The organism is Salinicola salarius (assembly GCF_002179555.1).
In the GTDB taxonomy this organism is placed as follows: domain Bacteria; phylum Pseudomonadota; class Gammaproteobacteria; order Pseudomonadales; family Halomonadaceae; genus Salinicola; species Salinicola salarius_A.
Genome location: NZ_NHOU01000003.1, coordinates 75,597 through 93,883, shown reverse-complemented (window position 1 = coordinate 93,883; position 18,287 = coordinate 75,597). Strand labels below are relative to the sequence as shown.

The 18,287-nt window shown below is 64.0% G+C and carries 17 protein-coding genes; 8 read left to right on the top strand and 9 right to left on the bottom strand.

All coding sequences use genetic code 11. The features are described 5' to 3' along the window. Positions 1–37: 37 nt before the first annotated feature. The 3 genes from CCD76_RS03675 to CCD76_RS03665 are packed head-to-tail and all read right to left on the bottom strand — an operon-like array spanning position 38 to position 2,866. On the bottom strand, positions 38–1,453 hold the full coding sequence (locus CCD76_RS03675) for an NAD(P)/FAD-dependent oxidoreductase (RefSeq protein ID WP_087718196.1): 1,416 nt from the start codon (positions 1,451–1,453) through the stop codon (positions 38–40). Continuing rightward, the gene (locus CCD76_RS03670; protein ID WP_087718195.1) at positions 1,450–1,767 is read right to left on the bottom strand and encodes a (2Fe-2S)-binding protein; all 318 of its coding nucleotides are present in this window, start codon (positions 1,765–1,767) and stop codon (positions 1,450–1,452) included. Before CCD76_RS03670 ends, CCD76_RS03675 begins: the two co-directional genes overlap by 4 nt. Further along, positions 1,748–2,866 carry an NAD(P)/FAD-dependent oxidoreductase gene (locus CCD76_RS03665; RefSeq protein WP_179208831.1) on the bottom strand — a complete coding sequence of 373 codons (1,119 nt, stop codon included), beginning with the start codon at positions 2,864–2,866 and terminating at the stop codon, positions 1,748–1,750. The genes CCD76_RS03670 and CCD76_RS03665 overlap by 20 nt, the downstream gene beginning before the upstream one ends. A 92-nt stretch (positions 2,867–2,958) precedes the next feature. Here CCD76_RS03665 and CCD76_RS03660 point away from each other — a divergent pair, with 92 nt between their 5' ends. Together CCD76_RS03660 and CCD76_RS03655 are read left to right on the top strand one after the other, a co-directional pair. Further along, the gene (locus tag CCD76_RS03660) at positions 2,959–3,873 is read left to right on the top strand and encodes a LysR family transcriptional regulator (protein ID WP_087718193.1); all 915 of its coding nucleotides are present in this window, start codon (positions 2,959–2,961) and stop codon (positions 3,871–3,873) included. A gap of 88 nt (positions 3,874–3,961) precedes the next feature. Continuing rightward, the gene (locus tag CCD76_RS03655; RefSeq protein WP_087718192.1) at positions 3,962–4,309 is read left to right on the top strand and encodes a RidA family protein; all 348 of its coding nucleotides are present in this window, start codon (positions 3,962–3,964) and stop codon (positions 4,307–4,309) included. 60 nt (positions 4,310–4,369) lie between these two features. Here CCD76_RS03655 and fucP read toward each other — a convergent pair whose 3' ends face one another. After that, positions 4,370–5,668, bottom strand: coding sequence for an L-fucose:H+ symporter permease (gene fucP, locus CCD76_RS03650; RefSeq protein ID WP_087718191.1), 1,299 nt, complete (start codon positions 5,666–5,668; stop codon positions 4,370–4,372). Positions 5,669–6,208: 540 nt separating this feature from the next. Between fucP and CCD76_RS03645 the strand changes: the two genes are divergently transcribed. The 3 genes from CCD76_RS03645 (at position 6,209) to CCD76_RS03635 (ending at position 9,081) form a co-directional block, all read left to right on the top strand. Further along, complete coding sequence (locus CCD76_RS03645) at positions 6,209–7,435, top strand: MFS transporter (protein WP_143543248.1); 1,227 nt, start codon at positions 6,209–6,211, stop codon at positions 7,433–7,435. Between the two features lie 66 nt (positions 7,436–7,501). Next, the gene (locus CCD76_RS03640) at positions 7,502–8,014 is read left to right on the top strand and encodes a cupin domain-containing protein (protein ID WP_087718189.1); all 513 of its coding nucleotides are present in this window, start codon (positions 7,502–7,504) and stop codon (positions 8,012–8,014) included. A gap of 179 nt (positions 8,015–8,193) precedes the next feature. Continuing rightward, positions 8,194–9,081 carry an NAD(P)-dependent oxidoreductase gene (locus CCD76_RS03635; protein WP_087718188.1) on the top strand — a complete coding sequence of 296 codons (888 nt, stop codon included), beginning with the start codon at positions 8,194–8,196 and terminating at the stop codon, positions 9,079–9,081. Between the two features lie 96 nt (positions 9,082–9,177). Here the strand turns inward: CCD76_RS03635 and argC are convergent, their stop codons facing one another. Both argC and CCD76_RS03625 read right to left on the bottom strand, forming a co-directional pair. Beyond that, positions 9,178–10,155, bottom strand: a complete 978-nt coding sequence (gene argC / locus CCD76_RS03630) for an N-acetyl-gamma-glutamyl-phosphate reductase (RefSeq protein WP_087718187.1) — start codon at positions 10,153–10,155, stop codon at positions 9,178–9,180. Positions 10,156–10,218: 63 nt separating this feature from the next. Then, on the bottom strand, positions 10,219–11,439 hold the full coding sequence (locus tag CCD76_RS03625; RefSeq protein ID WP_087718186.1) for a pyridoxal phosphate-dependent aminotransferase: 1,221 nt from the start codon (positions 11,437–11,439) through the stop codon (positions 10,219–10,221). A 224-nt stretch (positions 11,440–11,663) separates the two neighbouring features. Between CCD76_RS03625 and CCD76_RS03620 the strand changes: the two genes are divergently transcribed. Continuing rightward, entirely contained in the window at positions 11,664–13,211 is a 1,548-nt protein-coding gene (locus tag CCD76_RS03620; protein ID WP_087718185.1) for a succinate CoA transferase, read from the top strand. Positions 13,212–13,298: 87 nt separating this feature from the next. Here the strand turns inward: CCD76_RS03620 and CCD76_RS03615 are convergent, their stop codons facing one another. From CCD76_RS03615 to tmpA, 3 genes are all read right to left on the bottom strand, one after another. After that, complete coding sequence (locus CCD76_RS03615; RefSeq protein ID WP_256961084.1) at positions 13,299–14,255, bottom strand: ABC transporter substrate-binding protein; 957 nt, start codon at positions 14,253–14,255, stop codon at positions 13,299–13,301. A 90-nt stretch (positions 14,256–14,345) separates the two neighbouring features. Next, positions 14,346–14,924 carry an HD domain-containing protein gene (locus tag CCD76_RS03610; RefSeq protein WP_087718184.1) on the bottom strand — a complete coding sequence of 193 codons (579 nt, stop codon included), beginning with the start codon at positions 14,922–14,924 and terminating at the stop codon, positions 14,346–14,348. Next, complete coding sequence (gene tmpA, locus CCD76_RS03605; protein WP_087718183.1) at positions 14,921–16,051, bottom strand: 2-trimethylaminoethylphosphonate dioxygenase; 1,131 nt, start codon at positions 16,049–16,051, stop codon at positions 14,921–14,923. The genes CCD76_RS03610 and tmpA overlap by 4 nt, the downstream gene beginning before the upstream one ends. A 95-nt stretch (positions 16,052–16,146) precedes the next feature. Between tmpA and CCD76_RS03600 the strand changes: the two genes are divergently transcribed. Together CCD76_RS03600 and CCD76_RS03595 are read left to right on the top strand one after the other, a co-directional pair. After that, positions 16,147–17,166 (top strand): GlxA family transcriptional regulator, encoded by a 1,020-nt coding sequence (locus tag CCD76_RS03600; RefSeq protein WP_087718328.1) that lies wholly within the window; start codon positions 16,147–16,149, stop codon positions 17,164–17,166. Positions 17,167–17,327: 161 nt separating this feature from the next. After that, the gene (locus tag CCD76_RS03595; RefSeq protein ID WP_087718182.1) at positions 17,328–18,209 is read left to right on the top strand and encodes a 3-keto-5-aminohexanoate cleavage protein; all 882 of its coding nucleotides are present in this window, start codon (positions 17,328–17,330) and stop codon (positions 18,207–18,209) included. The last annotated feature ends 78 nt before the right edge of the window (positions 18,210–18,287 follow it).

Here is an 18,287-nt window from a genome sequence, read left to right as displayed (position 1 = left end):
TGTTGTTGTGCGTGGATTTTGCTCAGCATCGTTATGACTAGGTTTCGCGGTTCTCGACCACGCCCGGTGTAGCCAGTTCGCCGAGTGTGATCGTCTGGACCGGGGGGCGTATCTGCCACTGCCCAATCTGATCTGGTGTTTGCGCCAGGCGTCGAGAAAGCAGCAGCGTGGCGTTGACGCTGCACTGACGTCCCTGGCACGGCCCCATGCCGCAGCGGGTGAAAGCCTTGAGTTGATTGGGGCCCTCGGCACCATCCGAGATCGCTTGATCTAGATCGCCGCGGGTCAGCGCTTCGCAACGGCAGATGATGGTTTCTTCGGGCATGGCATCGATGTTCAGCGGCGGGAGAAACATGGCGTCCAGCAACTGGCGCGCGCAGAGATCCCGGGCGCGCTCGCGGCGTAAGCCATCACGTTCGTGCCGTTCCTCCTTCGTGAGCCCGTGATGGGACGCAATGACCTCCAGCGCGCTCAACGTTCCTTCCCGCATGGCATTCACCGCGCCGCCTATCGCCGCCCCATCGCCCACGACCCATAGATTCTCGTCAGCGCTCAGGGTGTCGTCGCGTACCGGCAAGAAGCTCTGTTGTTCGGCGTGCCAACGATGCGTCAGGCCGAGCGAGCGCGTGAGGTGGGTTTCTGGCACGACGCCGACATGGCTCAGCAACAGACTCGCCGGGCGCTGCTTCCAATGGCCACGCTGGCGATAGCGAATCTGTTCCAGGACCTTGTCGCCGATAGCCTCGAGGGCGTCGATATCACGCTCGATGGCAACGCCGGCCCGCTTCAGGGCCAGCATCATTTTCAGGCCCTTGAACAGGTAGCCGCGTGCATGCCAGGCCTTCACCGGTTGGCGAAGCGGCAGGCGCCACTGGTGGCGCGGCGTGAGATCGAGTATGCAGGTCGGGGGACGTCCAGCCTGAAGATATTGCCAGCCAAGCAGATAGATCAGCGGCCCGCTGCCTACGAGTATCGGCGCGTCCTCGGGGAGCAGGCCGCCTTGTTTGAGCAGGACCTGGGCGGCACCGGCGGTCATCACGCCTGGTAGTTGCCAGCCGGGAAAAGGAAACGGACGTTCCATCGCACCATGGCAGAGAATTAGACGCCGGGCCCGCCAGACAGCGGAACGGCCTTCATGCAACACGCCCAGCTCGAAGCCGGCATCGACGCGCTGTACCCACCACACCCGGCTATCGGGTCGATAATCGACCCGGGCGCGGCGAAAGGCTTCCACCACTCGTTGGCCGAGGCGGTAGTCGATGCCTGTCACTCTAAGATCGGCCTGCGGAGATTCGACTTGCCGATAGACTTGTCCGCCGGGGGCGGCATTGAGATCGAATACCACCGGCTTCAGACCCGCCTTGGCCAGGCGCGTGGCGGCAGCGAGGCCTGAGGGGCCTGCACCGATGATGGCAACTTCGGCGACCTGGGACGATGTGGAATTCTCGCTCATCCTGTCGACGCTCCGGGCGTTGGCTGGGCCGCGGGCATTTGCGTTTCGATACGCATGCCGTCTTTGACGATGACGAGACAGCCTTGACGATTGGGCTCGCCGTCGATCGTGATCAGGCAGTCGTGACAAACTCCCATCATGCACAACGGCGCACGGGGCGTACCGTCATGGTGAAGGCGGTATTCGGCCCAACCGTGCTGTTGCAGGAGTGCCGCAGCAACGCTCAGCGTGGCGCCCACCTGCCGTGGTTCACCATCCACCCACAGGGTGACTTCGGCCGAATCGCTCGCCGTTTCAGGGAGTCGACGGAACATGGAAGCGTGCTCCCGAAAATTGCGAAAAATGTGTGTGAATCCGGTCGTTCAGGATTGCCTGGGCAAGGCCATCGGCATGAAAGGCAGCCAGGGTGATGCCGCTGTGGCAATTGACGTTATAGGCGCCGGGATGAGTCATCGAGCGTTCGTAGAGCGGATAGCCATCCGGCGTCATGACTCTGAGAGCGGCCCAGGCACGAACCAGGCGGGTCGAGCGCAGAAACGGGAAGATACGGACTGCCTTGTCGGCCAGCGTTTGCAACATCGGAAGCGTAACGCCCTTGTCGTGACCGACTCGTTCATGGGTGTCACCTATCAGGTAGCCGCCGGTCGCTGTCTGGCGAATCTGGGGCGTGGGCAACTGCTCGACCCGAGGCATGCGCTCGGTGATCAGCATCTGCCCTCGTAACGGAAAGACATCATCCGAAAGCCCGAGCTGCGGTGCAAGCCTTTTGGCGCCGAGCCCGGCAGCGACGATGCAGCGTTCGGCCTCGACATGACCCTCGCGTAATGTCGCCCGAAAGCCCGATTCGGTTCGCGCCAGATTTTCGACCGGGGTCGCTTGACGAATGTCGACGCCAAGACGCCGGCAGGCAGCATGAAGCGCTCGGAGCAGGTACAGCGGATTGCAATGCCCGTCATGGGGCGACCAGGTACCACCAGCGACGCGTTTGCCCAGGCCGGGCAGAAACGGGAGCAATTGCTCCCGATCCAGATATTCCCAATGAAAATCCCGACGCAGACGTTCGGACTGTGCCTGAAGCTCGCGATATTCCGTTCGTCTGGCGTGAGCTTCCTCTTCGTCCAGACATAAATCGACGCCACCGCGACGCTCATACTCGAGCTCGAGGCCGGTACGCTGCTGCAGTTCGAGAGCGAAGGATGGCCAGGCCTGGACCGAATCCAGGCTCATTTCCGCATAGCTCGGCATGCCTACGCCCTTGCCCTGGACCCATGTCAATCCGGCATTGCCGCGCGATGCCCGAAAGGCCGTATCGTCGGCGTCCAGGACCGTCACGCCCTGACCGGCACGGGCGAGGCCATAGGCGATCGCCATCCCGACCACGCCACCACCGACGATAAAGAAGTCCTGACGCATACTGTCGTCCAACCGAGGCATTTGGCTGACGATAGCGATAGAGCCGGTATACTATCCAATACCAATCAATGGTCGCCCTATAGTCTATTGTTATGCGTACACCTCAACTGCGCGATCGGCAGATCCTTGCCTTCAAATGGATGATGGAGTGCGGCACCGTTACCGCCGCCGCTCAACGAATGCGTACCGCTCAGCCCGGGGTGACGCGCTTGCTCAAGCAGCTCGAACATGACGTTGGTTTTGCGTTGTTCGAGCGGGTACGCGGCCGGCTGACTCCGACGCCGGAAGCGCGGCTATTCCATCGCGAAGTCGTGAGTGTGTGGCGCGGCATCGATCATCTGCGTGATACCGCGACTCGCATTCGTGAACGGGAAGTCGGCGGATTGAGAATCAGCACCATGCCCCTGCTAGGCATGACCTTCGTGCCAGACGTCCTGGCCGATTTCGTCCCCGAGCATCCGGACGCCGATGTCGAGTTGACCACCTTCCGCTCCGAGCAGGTGATCGACGAAGTCATGACGCAACGCTGCGATCTGGGGTTTGCCATCGTGGCGGAAAACGAGGATCGCGTGGATCAGACTCGTTACCGGCTGCCAAGCCTTTGCGCCATGTTCCCGGATCACCCGCTGGCCCGGCGAGACGTCATCGCGATCAGCGACCTGGACGATCAGGCATTGATCTGCTTCGAACGCCACGACCCGCTACGGATAGAACTCGATCGCCGCCTGGAAAGCGCGGGCGCCAGGCCTCGCCGCCGTATCGAGGTGTCATTGGCGCTACAGGCGACTCGCTTGGTCTCCCACGGCTTGGGGATAGCCATTCTCGATCCGATCAGTGCAGCTTCATGGGGGCAGGACGGGGTGACACTCAAGCCGCTGGCAGTCGAGCTGGGAGAGGATTTCTCCCTGTTGACGCCGCGCGATCAGCCGTTGTCGCAACTGGCCCAGGCATTCCGTGCTGCTTTTCTGCGCAAGCTGGAAACGCTCAATCTTTCGTCGTGGTCATAACAACGCGCTATAGCGTGCGCGGCGATTGGCATTATCCGTGATAGAAAGCGACTGATAGCGTTGGCGCTTTCTCACAGGAGAGCTGTTCATGATCACGCGTCACCTCAAGACACCCATTATGCATCGCATCGTGGAAGCCAACGGAATCCTGTTCTTCGGTGGTATTGCCGCCGACGACATGTCACTGGATATGGCAGGGCAGACACGTCAGGTGCTGGAAAAGCTCGGCACTTATCTGGGCGAGGTCGGTATCGACCGCTCGCAGGTCGTATCGGCCAATGTCTTCGTATCCGACCTCGCATTGAAGCAGGAGATGAATGCGGTGTGGACAGACTGGTTCGGCGATGCGTTACCGGCTCGCGCGACGATTGGCGCCGGCGATCTCGGCGCGGGCACCCTGATAGAGATCGTGGTCACGGCCGTCAGGGAGAGATAGCCAAGCAGTAAGCCGGAAACGCCCCTCCATGGAGGGGCGTTCCTTGTTTCGGTTGGAGCGTTACGAAGCGGCCTTGGCTTCATCCTGGACCGACGGGTGCGGGTTGATGACCCGGGAGCCGCGGAAGCCGTAGAAGGCGATGAACAGGTAGCAGATCAGCGGTAGCACGAAGGCGTGATGGATGCCGACCGTGTCGGCGATCGCGCCCTGGGCGACCGGGAGAATGGCGCCGCCGACGATGGCCATGATCAGCAGGCTGGACGCCTTGCTGGTCAGCGGGCCGAGCTTGGCGATCCCCAGCGTGAAGATGGTCGGGAACATGATCGAGTTGAACAACCCGATGGCGACGATGCTCCACATCGCGATGTGGCCGGAGGTCAGCATGGTGGTCAGCACCAGCAGCGCCGCGACGATCGCGAACAGGCCCAGCAGCAGGCTGGGGCGGAATCTCTGCATCAACGCCGAGCCGATGAAACGGCCGATCATGGCCCCGCCCCAGTAGTAGGCGACATAGCTGGCAGCGCTGCTTTCACTCATGTTGCCGATCTCCGGCAGCGACAGATAGTTGATCATGAAACTGCCGATGGAGACCTCGGCGCCGACATAGGCAAAGATGCCGATCACGCCGAACAGCACGTGAGGATGACGCAAGGCCTGGGCGGCGGTGACGTTTTCGGTCGGGCTGTCGTCGCTGGCCTGCTCCTTGAAGTTGGGGAGCTTCCACAGATAGACCACCACCGCGAGGATCGCGAGCACGGCAGCCAGCAGCAGGTAGGGCAACTGCACGCTCTGGGCCTGCTCGACCTTGTAGGCCATCCGATCGGCGGCGGACATGTCGGCCAGCTCGCTGGCGCCCAGTACCGCCGCTCCCAGAATCAGCATGCCGCCGAAATAGGGGGCCAGCGTCGTGCCCAGCGAATTGAACGCCTGCGCCAGGTTGAGCCGGCTGGAAGCGGAGCCCTCCGGCCCCAGCAGGCTGACATAAGGGTTGGCCGCGACCTGCAGCATGGTGACGCCGCTGGCCAGCACGAACAGCGCGGTGAGAAACAGCGGGTAGGAGGGCGCCCGGGCGGCCGGGTAGAACATTACCGCCCCCACGGCCGCAATGAGAAGCCCGAGACTGATGGCATTCTTGTAGCCGACCTTGGCCAGTACCTTGCCCATCGGTAACGACATGATGAAATAGGCACCGAAGAAGGTGAACTGGATCAGCATGGTCTGGGTGTAGTTCAGCGAGAAGACCGCTTTCAGGTGAGGAATCAGAATGTCGTTGAGACAGGTGATGAAACCCCACATGAAAAAGATCGTCGTGACGACGACCAGCGCGCTGCGATAATTCAGCCGTTGCGTTTCGGGCATGATCGAAATCCTGTTGATGAGGCGTCCAGAGTACGAGCTGCCGACCCGAGGATAATCGTGTCAGCTCGCATGCTGGCGCGAGATGATGCATTAAGGAAGCCAGCTTATAAAGCATGCGTTCATTATTAGAACGTTAATATGGCGAACGCCAGTCGATGAATTATCAGCGATGACGAATGCCAATAACGGCATTTAAAGGTCGAGGTTTCGTATTGTTTTTTCTTCATTGGCGTTCGTTGGCCGAAATCTCGGATGGCTTGATTGTTTTGTCGTAAATTAACCACGTCGGGTCGTTGCAATATGGGCTTTTCAACGGGCGCGTTTGCGCGATCTTTGTGCCGGGCGTCGCTCATGAGAGACGTACGACGCTGCCATCTCCGGTGCATGATACGGAAACGGCCCTGGAGGACTGCTCGGAGAGCGCGGTTCTGTTATTTTCTGGCACTTGTCCATCGCGCCGGTTCATCGCGCGCATTTTCCCGCGCCAGGCTCTCCGTGGCGCTCGTTCATTAGGTGGCGTCATTGGTCCAGCGTTCACGCGTGCAATCTTCCATTCTCTCGACGATCCGCGCTGCGGAATTGCCTTGGGGCGCACTGGCGTTGCTGTGGTTGGTCGGCCTCTACATGCGGCTGCCGATCCTGATCGCGCCCCCGCTGGCCGGAGAGATTGCCGAATCTCTGTCGCTGGGCAGTGCCGCCGTCGGCGCCCTGACGACGGTGCCGTACGTGGTACTGGCATTGAGCATGATGCTGGCGGTGCGATTCGCCCGGCGTATTGGCATGCTGCGCGCCCTGGCGTTGGCGCTGGCAGTCGTGGCGATCGGTTCCGGCGCGCGCGGGCTCACGTTCTCCGCACCCTTGCTGTTCGGCGCCTCGGTGGTCATGGGGCTCGGGCTGGCGGTCATGCAGGTGACGATACCGGCGCTGCTACGGGACTGGACACCGGCCCATCTGGCGCTGGGCAGCTCGGTCTATCTCAATGGCATGACCGTCGGTGAGCTGATCGGCGCGGGGGGCACGCGGCCCGTCGTGTTGGCGCTGGCCGGGGGGAGCTGGCAGGTGGCGATGCTGCTGTGGTCGCTGCCGGCACTGGTGATCGTCGCGCTGTTGGTGTGGCGCCTGCGACGGCGTCCGCAGTGCTCTGACGAAATCGCCAACCTCGAAGAAGCACCGCGTCGCTCGATTTCATTGCGCACCGCCCGTGTCTGGCTGATGGGCGTGCCGCTGGCGGCCTCGGTGGGGCTTTTCATGGCGACCAACGCCTACATGAGCAGCATTCTCGATACCCGCGGAGAAACGGAACTGCTGGCACTGGCGTTGCTACTCTACAACGCGAGCCCGCTGGCGGCATCGCTCTCCATGCTGTGGCGGGGGCGACGCTGGGTTTCCCGCCGCTGGCCGTTGGGGCTGTTCGCCACGCTCGGCGTGCTGGGCCTGGCCGCCTTCCTGGCGCTGGATGGATGGCCGGCACTGATCGCGCTGGTGATCTCCGGCTTCGGCATCACCCTCGAACTCACGCTGATCATGGCGCTGCCGCCGTGCCTGGAGCGAGGCGACGCGGTCGCGTCGCTGACCGCCGGCATGTCCTTCGTCGGCTACTGTCTGGCTTTCGTCATGCCGATGATCGGCGGCTGGCTGGCGGAGGCATTCGCCAACGCGAACCTGGCGCTATGGCCGATGCTGCTGTTTGCCGCGCTGAGCCTCTGCGCGATCCCGCGCATGCCGATGTCGGCAAAGGAGGCTGGCGATTCCGCGGCTATCACCTAGGTTTCCAGGGTGTCGAGCCTGGAATTTGGAACCTAGAACTTAGAACCGAGAATCGAGGAGGAAACCATGACGACGCCCCAACCCGAGATGCTGGTACTGGAACCGGATGCGGCCAGCGGCTTTCCCAACTCGCCGTTGCCGGTGCTGCTTTATCGCCAGGTCATCGATGCCTCCGAGGAGAACCCGGCGGCGCGATTCGAAGCGCTGTTCGACCGTCACCGGTGGCCGCCGCAATGGCGGTACGGCCTCTACGATTTCGATCATTTCCACTCCACGGCGCACGAGGCGCTGGGCGTCTTTCGCGGCCGCGCGCATATCCGTCTCGGCGGCCCCAACGGCAGCGAGCACGATATCGCCGCCGGCGACGTGCTGGTGCTGCCGGCGGGCGTCGGGCATGCCTGTCTCGAGGCCAGCGAGGATTTCTCCATGGTAGGCGCCTATCCGCCGGGGCAGTCGTGGGAAGTGGAGCGCGGCAAGCCCGACGAGATCGAGGCCGCCTGCCGCCGAGTCGCCGCCGTGGCGTTGCCCGACGACGATCCGGTCGGCGGAACACTGCTGTCGTCATGGCAAGAGCGGTGATTTCCTAGAGAGAACGGCAAATCGGACTCGGTACGATGGCCTCGGCGCTGATCCTGGGGAGATATGGGGCTTGGTCGATATGAGTCTTGTCGATATGAGTCTTGGGTCGATCCCGGTCTTTGAAGTGTACGACTTTCGTCTATAGTTAGGAGCCTACACTTCTCTCAAGGATCAACCCGATGTCCGATTCTCGTTCCGTCGCCGTGCTTGGCCTGGGCGCCATGGGGCACGCCTTCGCGACCAACCTTCTGAAAGCCGATTTCGAGGTCACCGTCTGGAACCGTTCTGCCGACAAGGCGGGGGATCTGGTCGAGGCGGGCGCGCGCCTGGCCGATTCGCCCGCCGACGCCGTCGCGCAAGCCCAGGCGGTGATACTGATGCTGCCGGACCTCGCGGTGACGCGTGACGTGCTACTGGGGGACAGCGGCGCGCTGGCCGCGATGCCCGAAGGCGCGACGTTGATCCAGATGGGCACCCTCGGCGTGGCCGAGACCGACCGCCTGATCGCCGAGGCAGACGATGCGCGTGACGACATCGTCTTCATCGACGCGCCGGTTTCCGGTACCAAGGCACCAGCGGAGCAGGGCAAGATCGCCATCCTGGCCAGCGGCGATCGCGAGCGTGCCGCTGCCGTGGTCGAGCCGATCTTCGACGTGCTGGGCAAGCAGACCCACTGGCTGGGCCAGGCCGGCCAGGGGGCGCGGATGAAGATCGTCGTCAACGCCTGGCTGGTCTCGATGATGCAGGGAATCGCCGAGACCGCGCATCTCGCCGACACGCTCGGCTTCACCACCGACGATCTGTGGCAGGTGCTCGATGGCGGGCCGCTGGCCACGCCCTACATGAAGCTCAAGCTGGACATGATCGCCAGCGGCGACTTCGACCCGCAGATGGCGATGCAGTGGGGGCTGAAGGATGCCGGGTTGGCGTTGGAAGCGGGCGATGGCAAGGCACTGCCATCGCTGACGCAGATCCGCAATCTCTGGTCCGATGCAGTCAGCGCCGGATATGGCGAGGAGGATATCGCCTCGATCCACGCCTATCTGGAGAAGTATCGGCACCGATAAAGCGGTGCCATCACCTTCGGCGAGACGCGACGCCGAACCGGAGGGCCGGATGATGTTCGAATTCGGCCCGGCGATTTTCGTTTCAGACCTCGGACCTCAGACGCTCAAACCCGTCGTCTCGTCCACGCCCAGGTGAACGTTCATGTTCTGCACCGCGGAGCCGGCAGCACCCTTGCCGAGGTTGTCGAGCCGGGATACCAGGCAGACCCGCTCCTCGTTGCCGAACACGAACAGGTCGACGCGGTTGGTCTCGTTGGCGCCCCGGACGTCGAAGAAGCCGTTGTCCAGGTTGTCGATCTCCTCGAAAGGCCTGACCTGGACGAACGGCTCGTCGGCGTAATGGGCGCGATAGGCGTCGAGCAGATCTTCCGCCCGCACCCCGGCCGGCAGATGGGAAAGCTGCAGCGGTACGTTGACCATCAAGCCTTTCAGAAAGGGGCCGACGATCGGCGAGAAGACCGGCGGCCGGGCCAGACGGCCGTGCTGCTGCATTTCCGGCAGGTGCTTGTGGCCGAGCGCCATGGCGTAGGGGCGCGGCGCGTCGAGGCGGCCCTCGCTGCTGGATCTTTCCTCGATAGCGGCTTCGTAGTCCGCGATCATCTTCTTGCCGCCGCCGCTGTAGCCGGTAAGCGAGAAGGCGGAGAGCGGGTAGTCCGCCGGCAGCAGCCCGGCATCCACCAGCGGGCGCACCAGCAGGATGAACGCGCTGGCGTGGCAGCCGACATTGGCGATGCGCTTGCTGGCGCGAATCCGCTCCCGCTGGCCGTCGCTCAGTTCGGGCAGCCCGTAGACCCAGTCGGGATCGGTGCGGAACGCCGTGCTGGCATCGATCAGGCAGGTCTGCGGATTCTCGACCATCGCCGCCGCCTCGCGGGAGGCCGCGTCCGGCAGGCACAAGAAGGCGACATCGGCGGCGTTCAGCAGCCGTGCCCGTTCGGCCGGATCCTTGCGCTTGTCGCTGTCGATGCGCAGCAGCTCGATGTCGTCGCGAGCCTGGAGATAGTCGAACAGTCGCAGGCCGGTGGTGCCTTCCTGTCCGTCGACATAGACTTTGAACAAGTCCTTGAGTGCCATGAGCGTTTTTCCTGCCGTTGATCTTTGACGATGCCGCGATCGCGATATTGTGCGGATTCGGGCTCAGCTTGTCATGCCGTTGAGCGGTCTGGCCGCCAGTCGGGCTTCTCCCTGGCACTCCTGGGCGCAGCGCTCGATCCGCCGGCAGGCCTCGCGCAGGCGCTCGGCATCCACGGTCAGGCTCAGGCGCACGAAGCCCGCGGCGGAGGCGCCGAAGGCATCGCCCGCGAGTACCGAAACGCCATATTCGTCGAGCAGCCGGTCGGCGAAGGCGTGCGTGCCGAGCCCGGTGGCGCGGATATCGACCATCATGAACATGCCCGCAGCGGGCGACAGCGTGGCGACGATCTCACTGTCGCGCAGCGTCTCGACCACGGCATCGCGGCGTTCCCGGTAGGTATCACGCATCGCGGCCAGCGCTGCCGGCGGTTCGTCCAGCGCGGCGATGGCGGCGTCCTGGATGAACGGCTGGCATCCGTAGAGCATGCACAGGGCGAGGTTGACCAGGTGCGACATCAGCTCGCGGGGGCCGACGACCCAGCCGAGCCGCCAGCCGGTCATGGCATGGGACTTGGACAGGCTGCTGATGACCACGGTGCGCTCGCGCATGCCCGGCAGGCTGTCGGGGCTTGCGTGTTCGCCGTCGAAGATCAGATCGGCATAGACCGCATCGACGATCAGCCACAGATCGTGTTCGCGACAGAGCGTGGCGATCGACTCCCACATCGCCGGCGTCAGGCACTGGCCGGTGGGATTGTGCGGGCTGTTGAGCAGGATCGCCTTCGTGCGCGGCGTGATCGACGCCTCGATGGCCGCCACCCGCGGCTGGAAACCGTCGTCGGCGGACAGCGGCACCCAGACCGGCACGGCGCCGGTGGCCTGGACCACGGCCTCGTAGGTGACGTAGGCCGGCTCGGGGATGATTACCTCGTCGCTCGGATCGAGCAGGCACTGGGCCGTGGCGTAGAGACCGCACTGCGCCCCCGCAAGTACGGCGACGTGTTCCGCGTCGGTCTCGGCATGGCCACCGTGGCTGCGGTGAAAGGCGGCGATGCGCTCGCGCAGGGCGTGCTTCCCCTGTACGTCCGCGTAATGGGTGGCGCCACTGCGCAGGCTGGTGACGGCCGCCTCGACGATGGAAGGTGGCGTGTCGAAATCGGGGTCGCCCACCGACAGGATGATGACATCCTCGCCGCGAGCCTGGCGCGCCTTGGCGCGGAAGTGGATGTTCCAGGCGCTGGCGCCTTCGCCGGCGATGCGCTGTGTCAGTGCGGAATAGGGCATGGCGGTTCCGTGTTGCGGGCAAGGATATCTTGGCAGCCTAACGGTTCGTCGGCTTGGCGAACAGAGCGTCCAGCGCCATGCGGTGGCGGTAGCGGTATGCGACTAAAGTTTTATAGGTGATCTTGCGCGAACGGCGGAGGATGAAACGAGACGAACGTCGAAGGCGCTGATGCCGTGCATGAGAATCGTGCATAAGAACCGCGCATGACAAGAACGAGGACCGTATGACCGAGCTTGCAGACCAGCGCTGCCAGTTACCCAACTGGCGCGACCGAATGATGAGTGCCGACGAAGCGGCCACTCTGATCGATGACGGCATGGTCGTCGGCATGAGCGGCTTCACCCGCGCCGGGGAAGCCAAGGCGGTGCCGCTGGCACTGGCACGGCGCGCCGAGCGCGATCCGCTCAAGATCACCCTGATGACCGGCGCCTCGCTCGGCAACGATATCGATGGCATCTTGAGCGATGCCCACGTGCTGGCACGGCGCATGCCGTTCCAGGTCGATCGCAGCCTGCGTGCCGCGATCAACGCAGGCGAGGTGATGTTCACCGACCAGCATCTGTCGGAAACCGTGGAACTGTTGCGCAACAAGCAGCTCGGCAAGCTGGACGTTGCGGTTATAGAAGCCGCCGCGATCACCGCCGACGGTGGCATCGTGCCCACGGCTTCAGTCGGCAACTCCGCCAGTTTCGCGATTCTCGCCGACAAGGTGATCGTCGAACTCAACCTGGCCACGCCGGAGGCGATGATCGGGCTGCACGACATTTACATTCCCGGCATGCGGCCCAACCGTCAACCGATCCCGGTGACAGCGCCGGATTCGCGCATCGGAACGCCCCATATCCCCATCGATCCGGACAAGATTGCCGCCATCGTGCTGACCCAGGGCCACGACAGCCCCTCGACCGTCAACCAGCCCAACGACGCCACGCGACGCATCGCCCGGCATCTGATCGGGTTCTTCGAGAACGAGGTGCGCGAGGAACGGCTGACGCCCTCGCTGCTGCCGCTGCAGGCCGGTATCGGCAGCATGGCAAATGCTGTCATGCATGGCCTGATGGAAGGCCCTTTCGAAGGTCTGACGATGTACTCCGAAGTGCTGCAGGACAGCACTTTCGATCTGCTCGACAGCGGCAAGATGACGTTCGCCTCCGGCAGCTCCATCACGCTGTCGTCGAGCTGCGGCCAGCGCGTGTGGAACCATCTCGAACGCTACAAGGATCGTGTGGTGCTACGGCCGCAGGAGCTCTCGAACCATCCCGGCATCGTGCGTCGGCTGGGGGTGATCGCCATCAACACCGCGCTGGAAATCGACATCTACGGCAACGTCAATTCGACCCACGTCAACGGCACCCACATGATGAACGGTATCGGCGGCTCGGGGGACTTCGCCCGTAACGGCCAGTTGTCGATCTTCATCACCACGGCGACGGCCAGGGATGGCGACCTGTCCAGCGTGGTGCCCTTCGTCAGCCACGTCGACCACACCGAGCACGATGTCGATATCGTGGTCACCGAACACGGCCTGGCCGATCTGCGTGGCCTGGCGCCCCGCGAGCGTGCCCGCTGCATCATCGAGAATTGCGCCGATCCCTATTACCGTCCGGCGCTGGCGGACTACTTCGAGACTGCCTGCACCCGTGGCGGACATACGCCGCACTGCCTGGAGCGAGCGCTGGCCTGGCACGCCACCGCGCGGCGCGACGGCTCGATGCGCGCCGTTGTCGAAGCCGTTCCGGCATCCACGACCGAACTCGCGCCAGATAGCTGAGAGACGTTCGCCATCCCGGCGCCGTCATTCCGATACCAAGCCACGAATCCCGCCACCTGGCGGGATTCGTGCGTTGTCAGGAGAGGATCAGTCGAGGCTGGCCTTCACCGCTTCCAGCGCCGGCTTGCCGGCGCGGGTGGTGATGCCGTCGAGGAACGTGGCGACCCGCTCGGGATGGTCCTGCAACCAGGTGCGGGCGACCTGCTCGGCCGGAAGCTCCTGGCGGCCGTAGCCGTCGATGAATTCGCTCTGTTCGTCCGCCGTCAGCGTGAACTGCTCGAGCAGGGCGAGCAAGTTCGGGTTGGCCTCGGCGAACGCCTTGTTGACGATGGTGCGCACGTCGCTCCTGCCGTTGTCCGGTCCGTAGACCGACTGCGGATCGTCGAGGATGCGCATGTCGTAGGCCGGGGCCATCCAGTGCGGGGTCCACCCGTACCAGACGATCCAGCGCTCGTCGTTGAAGGCTGCCTTCACTTCCGACAGCATGCCCGGCGTCGAAGAGTCGAGAATCTGCCAATCCCCCAGGCCGTAGGTGTCGTTGTCCTCGGCGTCATGAATGAAGGTACTCACGGTCGAGCCGGATTCGATCGAGTAGAAGCGCCCGCCGAATCGGTCGCGATGCGCGTCCAGATCCTCGGCGCTGTGGATGCCGGCGTCGTAGACGTAGCCCGGCACCGCGAAGCCCATCTGCGCCCCGGTGACGTTGTTGCCGAGATCCATGATCTTGCCGCTGGCCATCGCTTGGTCGTGGCTCTCCTGCTGGGCGGGTATCCAGCCGGCCAGGAAGACGTCGCTGTCGCCGGTCTGCAGGGTCTGGTAGCCGACGGTGCTGCTGACCTCCTGCGTCTCGCTGTCGTAGCCGAGCGGGGCGATCAGCTGGCTGAACACCTCGGTCTTGACGGTGACGCCGGGCCATGGCGGGACGACGAAATTGACGCTGTCGGCCGCATCCTGTTGTGGGCTCTGGGCGAAAGCCGCCATCGATACGGTCATTAGCGATAGCGGCAGCAGCGTGGCGGCCAGAAGCGTGGTACGCAGTGTCATTGTGACTCCTTTGTTGTGATGGGCGCTTCGATTGTTGTGATGAGCGCTTTGACTGTCGTGATAGGCGCGTCGACCGATGAACTTTCGCGTTCAACCGGTCGATACGCTGGGCAAGCCGTTGCCTTCGAACGGCGGGCGCGCCAGAACGCGCTCGAGCAGGGGGCGGAAGTGCTCGAGCGGATAGGTGTCGTAATCGGGATCGAACGACGCCTGATCCCACTCGTCGCAGAAGCGAACCGTACGCTCATAGGCGGGATGGTCGCGGTAGTCGTCGCGAGCGTGGCGATCCAGGCCGTAGAAGTGGCGGTAATGATAACCCTGGAACAGCTCGTGATGACGAATCATCCAGACATTCAAGGGTTCGATGAACGGCTCTAGAATCGCCGCCGCGATCTCGGCATGATTGTCCGGCGCCAGATCGTCGCCGATGTCGTGAAGCAGGGCGCAGACGATGGTCTCCTCGTCGGCGCCGGCGCGCTCGGCTCGGGTCGCGGTCTGCAGGCAGTGCGTATAACGGTCGACCGGGTAGCCGTGGGTGTCGCCCTCGAGCCGCAGCAGATGGGCGACGACGCGATCGACGACGCCTTCGCGATAGTCGCGGAATTGGGCGTCGATCTCGCGCCAGTCTTCCGCCTGGCTATGGTCGAAACGAGTAAAAGTGGCGCTCATGCGGACTCCTGCAGCGAGTGTGAAGTGGCATCGGCCTGACGACGCAGGGTCAGGCGCCGGCTGGCAGTGGTATCGCGGTCGACGTAACCCTGGCGCAGGTGGCGTACTCCCTGGCTGAGTCGGAAGGCCGTCCGTCCATGCAGCAGCCGGTAGTTGTCCATGATCAGCATCTCGCCCGGCGCTAGCTTGGGCGTCAGCGTCAGTTCCGGTGCGGTGATCAGCGTGAAGAATGCGCGCCGGGCAGCGTAATAGCGCTCCAGTTGCTCGGGCGGTAGTAGCGGAATCCGTTCGGTACGATTGTTGTAGCGCACCCGGATCACCTCGCCGCGGCTGTCCAGCTCGATCAGCGGCCCTTCGCTCTCCAGATGCGCGCTGTCGTCGACGTAGCGGAAGCGGGTCGATGTCTGCGTCAGGCAGTCGAAGGCCGCGGGATCCTGCTGGCGGAGCCGTTCGGCGGCCATGAAACCGTCCGCCAGCGTGCTGTCGCCGCCGCTGTCGGCATTGCTCAGGCAGTGCAGCCAGATATAGCCGGGAATCGGATCGCGATAGGGGTTGTCGGTATGCGGTTCGAGCCCGCGCTGGGTCATGGTCAGGTCGTAGGCTTCGGCGATCGACTTGACGTCGGCGATGCCGCCCCAATTGGTGCGGCGCAGTGGCCCCAGTCGCTCAACCAGCGGCATCATGCCGTCGAGCGTCAACGGGACGCCGCTCACCTTGACGAAACCGTAGCGCTCGAGCGACTCGAGCATCGCCGCCAGCGCCTCGTCGCTGTCGAGAGCCTGCCGGAAATCGGCGCTGGGGAGCTCCGCCAGAGACGCATCCCAACGTTGCTGTACCACGTGGGATCGTGGCGCGGGATGGAGGTCTCTCAGGTCGAAGCGGGCGTGATGACCGTCGCTGAACGTCAGGTCGATCCGCTCGCCATCGCAGCTTGCCTCTAGCAGCGAGAGATCCAGCGGCAGCGCGGCCGCTTCGATCAGGCGCTGGCCGGTACGTGGGTCGAGGGTTTCGGCATTCGGGGCGCGCTCGCGCAGCCACAGCGCGTGGAAGCGCGTCTCCCGATTCCCTTCGACCACTCTCAGCTGCCGTGCCCGGGTGCCCGGAATGATCTCGACGAAAACGTCCATGGCGACATCTCTCGGTGTGTCAGTGTCCTGATACCCTAGAAGGTGGCGTCTAGGATCAATTGATCTTTTTGGCCTTATCGGCGACGCTTTTCGCCATGACCGATCATTCGACGCCACAATGGCTCTACCCCCGCCCCGACCTGCCGCCCGTGCTCTCGCCCGAGGAAGCGGACGTCACGGTCAATCTCTGGTTGCTGCCCAAGTTCTCGATGCTGACGCTTTACTGCCTGCTCGAGCCGCTGCGCGTCGCCAACCGCTTCGGGCGTTCGCTGTTCGCGTGGCGGCTGTTTTCCAACGATGGCGGGCCGGTGACGGCCAGCAACGGCGTGACCGTCGATGTCGATGCGGCGCTGGGGGAGGCGCCAATCTTCGACAACCTGTTCGTCGTCGCCTCCTATGAAGCCGAGGCGACCGTGGCGCCGTCGCAATGGGCGATGTTACGTCAGGTCGCGGCCCACGGCGGACTGCTGGCGGCGCTGGAGACGGGGGCATTCATATTGGCTCGAGCCGGGCTGCTGGACGGCTTCGAGGTAGCGCTGCACTGGGAGAGCGCCCCGGCGTTCGTGGAGGAGTTCCCGGCGCTGAAACTGAGCGATGCCCGCTATCGCTTCGATCGCCAGCGCCTGACCGGCGGCGGCGGGGCGGCCAGTCTCGATCTGATGATGGCCTTCATCGAGCGCGAACACGGCGCCAATCTCGTCGCGGCGCTGAGTCGCCAGCTGGTGCATTCGCGGCTGGACCCTCGCGTCGAGGGGGAGGGCGGTCTGAACGCCGGCTCGGATTATCGCCCGCGTAGCGTGCGACGGGCGGAGGCGATCATGGAGGCCAACCTGGCCCAGCCGTTGACGATCCCCGAGATCTGCCGACGTATCGGACAGTCGCAGCGCCAGCTCAATCGTCTGTTCCAGCGCTATTGCGGCGAAACCGCGAAAGGCCGCTACCTGTCGCTGCGGCTCGATCGGGCGCAGCAGATTCTGGCCGATAGCCGCACCAGCGTGACCCAGGCTGCCCTGGCGGCGGGGTTTGGTCAGCCGGCGCATTTTTCCCGGGTCTATCGGGCGCGGTTCGGCGAGTCGCCGCGAACCACGGCGCAGCGAGGCAAGCGTTCGTCGTGACGGGTCATCGGTTGTCGCTTCCGGTCAACGTCACGACGTCTCATGACAACAGGTGAGCCGGTTCGGCACCCACAATGAGTGTCATCGCAACGCACCTGCTGGTGCGCTCATACACTGCCCCGTACCGTGATCGGCTCGGGGCCGGACCGAGAGGCTCTTTCATGAATCGCGACGTCATCCTCACCTGCGCTGTCACCGGTGCCGGCGATACTGCCGGCAAGCATCCGGATCTTCCGATCACTCCGAAGCAGATCGCCGACAGTGCGCTGGACGCCGCCCGTGCCGGGGCCAGCATCGTCCATCTGCACGTTCGCGATCCGGAAACCGGCGGCGTCAGCCACTCCACCGATCATTTCCGTGAAGTCGTCGAGCGCATCCGCGAGTCCGATGTCGACGCGGTGATCAACATCACCGCCGGCGGCGGCGGCGACCTGTTCCCCGAGATCCGCGACGGCGTGATCCACGGGCTCGAGGGTACCGACCTGCAGACAGCGGCCGAGCGCCACGAGCCGGTGGGCCAGCTGTTGCCGGAGCTGTGCACGCTGGATTGCGGCAGCTTGAACTTCGGTGACATGGTCTACCTCAACAGCGCCGATTGGCTGCGCGAGCATGCGCGTCTGATCCAGCAGGCCGGGGTCAAGCCGGAACTCGAGTGCTTCGACCTGGGCCACGTCTGGTTCGCGCGGCAGCTCGTCGACGAAGGACTGATCGATGGCGATCCGCTGTTCCAGCTTTGCCTGGGCATTCCCTGGGGCGCCGAAGCGGACACCGAGACCATGCTGGCGATGCGCAACAAGCTGCCGGAGAACGCGATCTGGTCCGCGTTCGGCATCGGCCGCCAGCAGTTTCCCATGGCGGCGCAGTCGATGATCATGGGCGGACACATGCGTGTCGGGCTGGAAGACAACCTCTATCTGAGCAAGGGCGTCTTCGCCACCAACGCGCAGCTGGTCGAGCGTGCCGCGACCATCGTCGAAAACCTCGGCGGCAAGGTGCAGACGCCGCAGCAGACCCGTGAGTCGCTGGCGCTGCGCCAACCCTGATCCCCGCTGATTCTCCCTTGGGTTCGCGCCCACGGAACCGGCCGTCGGCATCGTCCGGCGGCTGCTACCTTTTTCCCT

Coding starts and splice junctions, on each gene's coding strand:
- CCD76_RS03675 (WP_087718196.1), bottom strand. CDS start 1,453: ATGAGCGAGAATTCCACATCGTCCCAGGTCGCCGAAGTTGCCATCATC.
- CCD76_RS03670 (WP_087718195.1), bottom strand. CDS start 1,767: ATGTTCCGTCGACTCCCTGAAACGGCGAGCGATTCGGCCGAAGTCACC.
- CCD76_RS03665 (WP_179208831.1), bottom strand. CDS start 2,866: ATGCGTCAGGACTTCTTTATCGTCGGTGGTGGCGTGGTCGGGATGGCG.
- CCD76_RS03660 (WP_087718193.1), top strand. CDS start 2,959: ATGCGTACACCTCAACTGCGCGATCGGCAGATCCTTGCCTTCAAATGG.
- CCD76_RS03655 (WP_087718192.1), top strand. CDS start 3,962: ATGATCACGCGTCACCTCAAGACACCCATTATGCATCGCATCGTGGAA.
- fucP (WP_087718191.1), bottom strand. CDS start 5,668: ATGCCCGAAACGCAACGGCTGAATTATCGCAGCGCGCTGGTCGTCGTC.
- CCD76_RS03640 (WP_087718189.1), top strand. CDS start 7,502: ATGACGACGCCCCAACCCGAGATGCTGGTACTGGAACCGGATGCGGCC.
- CCD76_RS03635 (WP_087718188.1), top strand. CDS start 8,194: ATGTCCGATTCTCGTTCCGTCGCCGTGCTTGGCCTGGGCGCCATGGGG.
- argC (WP_087718187.1), bottom strand. CDS start 10,155: ATGGCACTCAAGGACTTGTTCAAAGTCTATGTCGACGGACAGGAAGGC.
- CCD76_RS03625 (WP_087718186.1), bottom strand. CDS start 11,439: ATGCCCTATTCCGCACTGACACAGCGCATCGCCGGCGAAGGCGCCAGC.
- CCD76_RS03620 (WP_087718185.1), top strand. CDS start 11,664: ATGACCGAGCTTGCAGACCAGCGCTGCCAGTTACCCAACTGGCGCGAC.
- CCD76_RS03615 (WP_256961084.1), bottom strand. CDS start 14,255: ATGACACTGCGTACCACGCTTCTGGCCGCCACGCTGCTGCCGCTATCG.
- CCD76_RS03610 (WP_087718184.1), bottom strand. CDS start 14,924: ATGAGCGCCACTTTTACTCGTTTCGACCATAGCCAGGCGGAAGACTGG.
- tmpA (WP_087718183.1), bottom strand. CDS start 16,051: ATGGACGTTTTCGTCGAGATCATTCCGGGCACCCGGGCACGGCAGCTG.
- CCD76_RS03600 (WP_087718328.1), top strand. CDS start 16,147: ATGACCGATCATTCGACGCCACAATGGCTCTACCCCCGCCCCGACCTG.
- CCD76_RS03595 (WP_087718182.1), top strand. CDS start 17,328: ATGAATCGCGACGTCATCCTCACCTGCGCTGTCACCGGTGCCGGCGAT.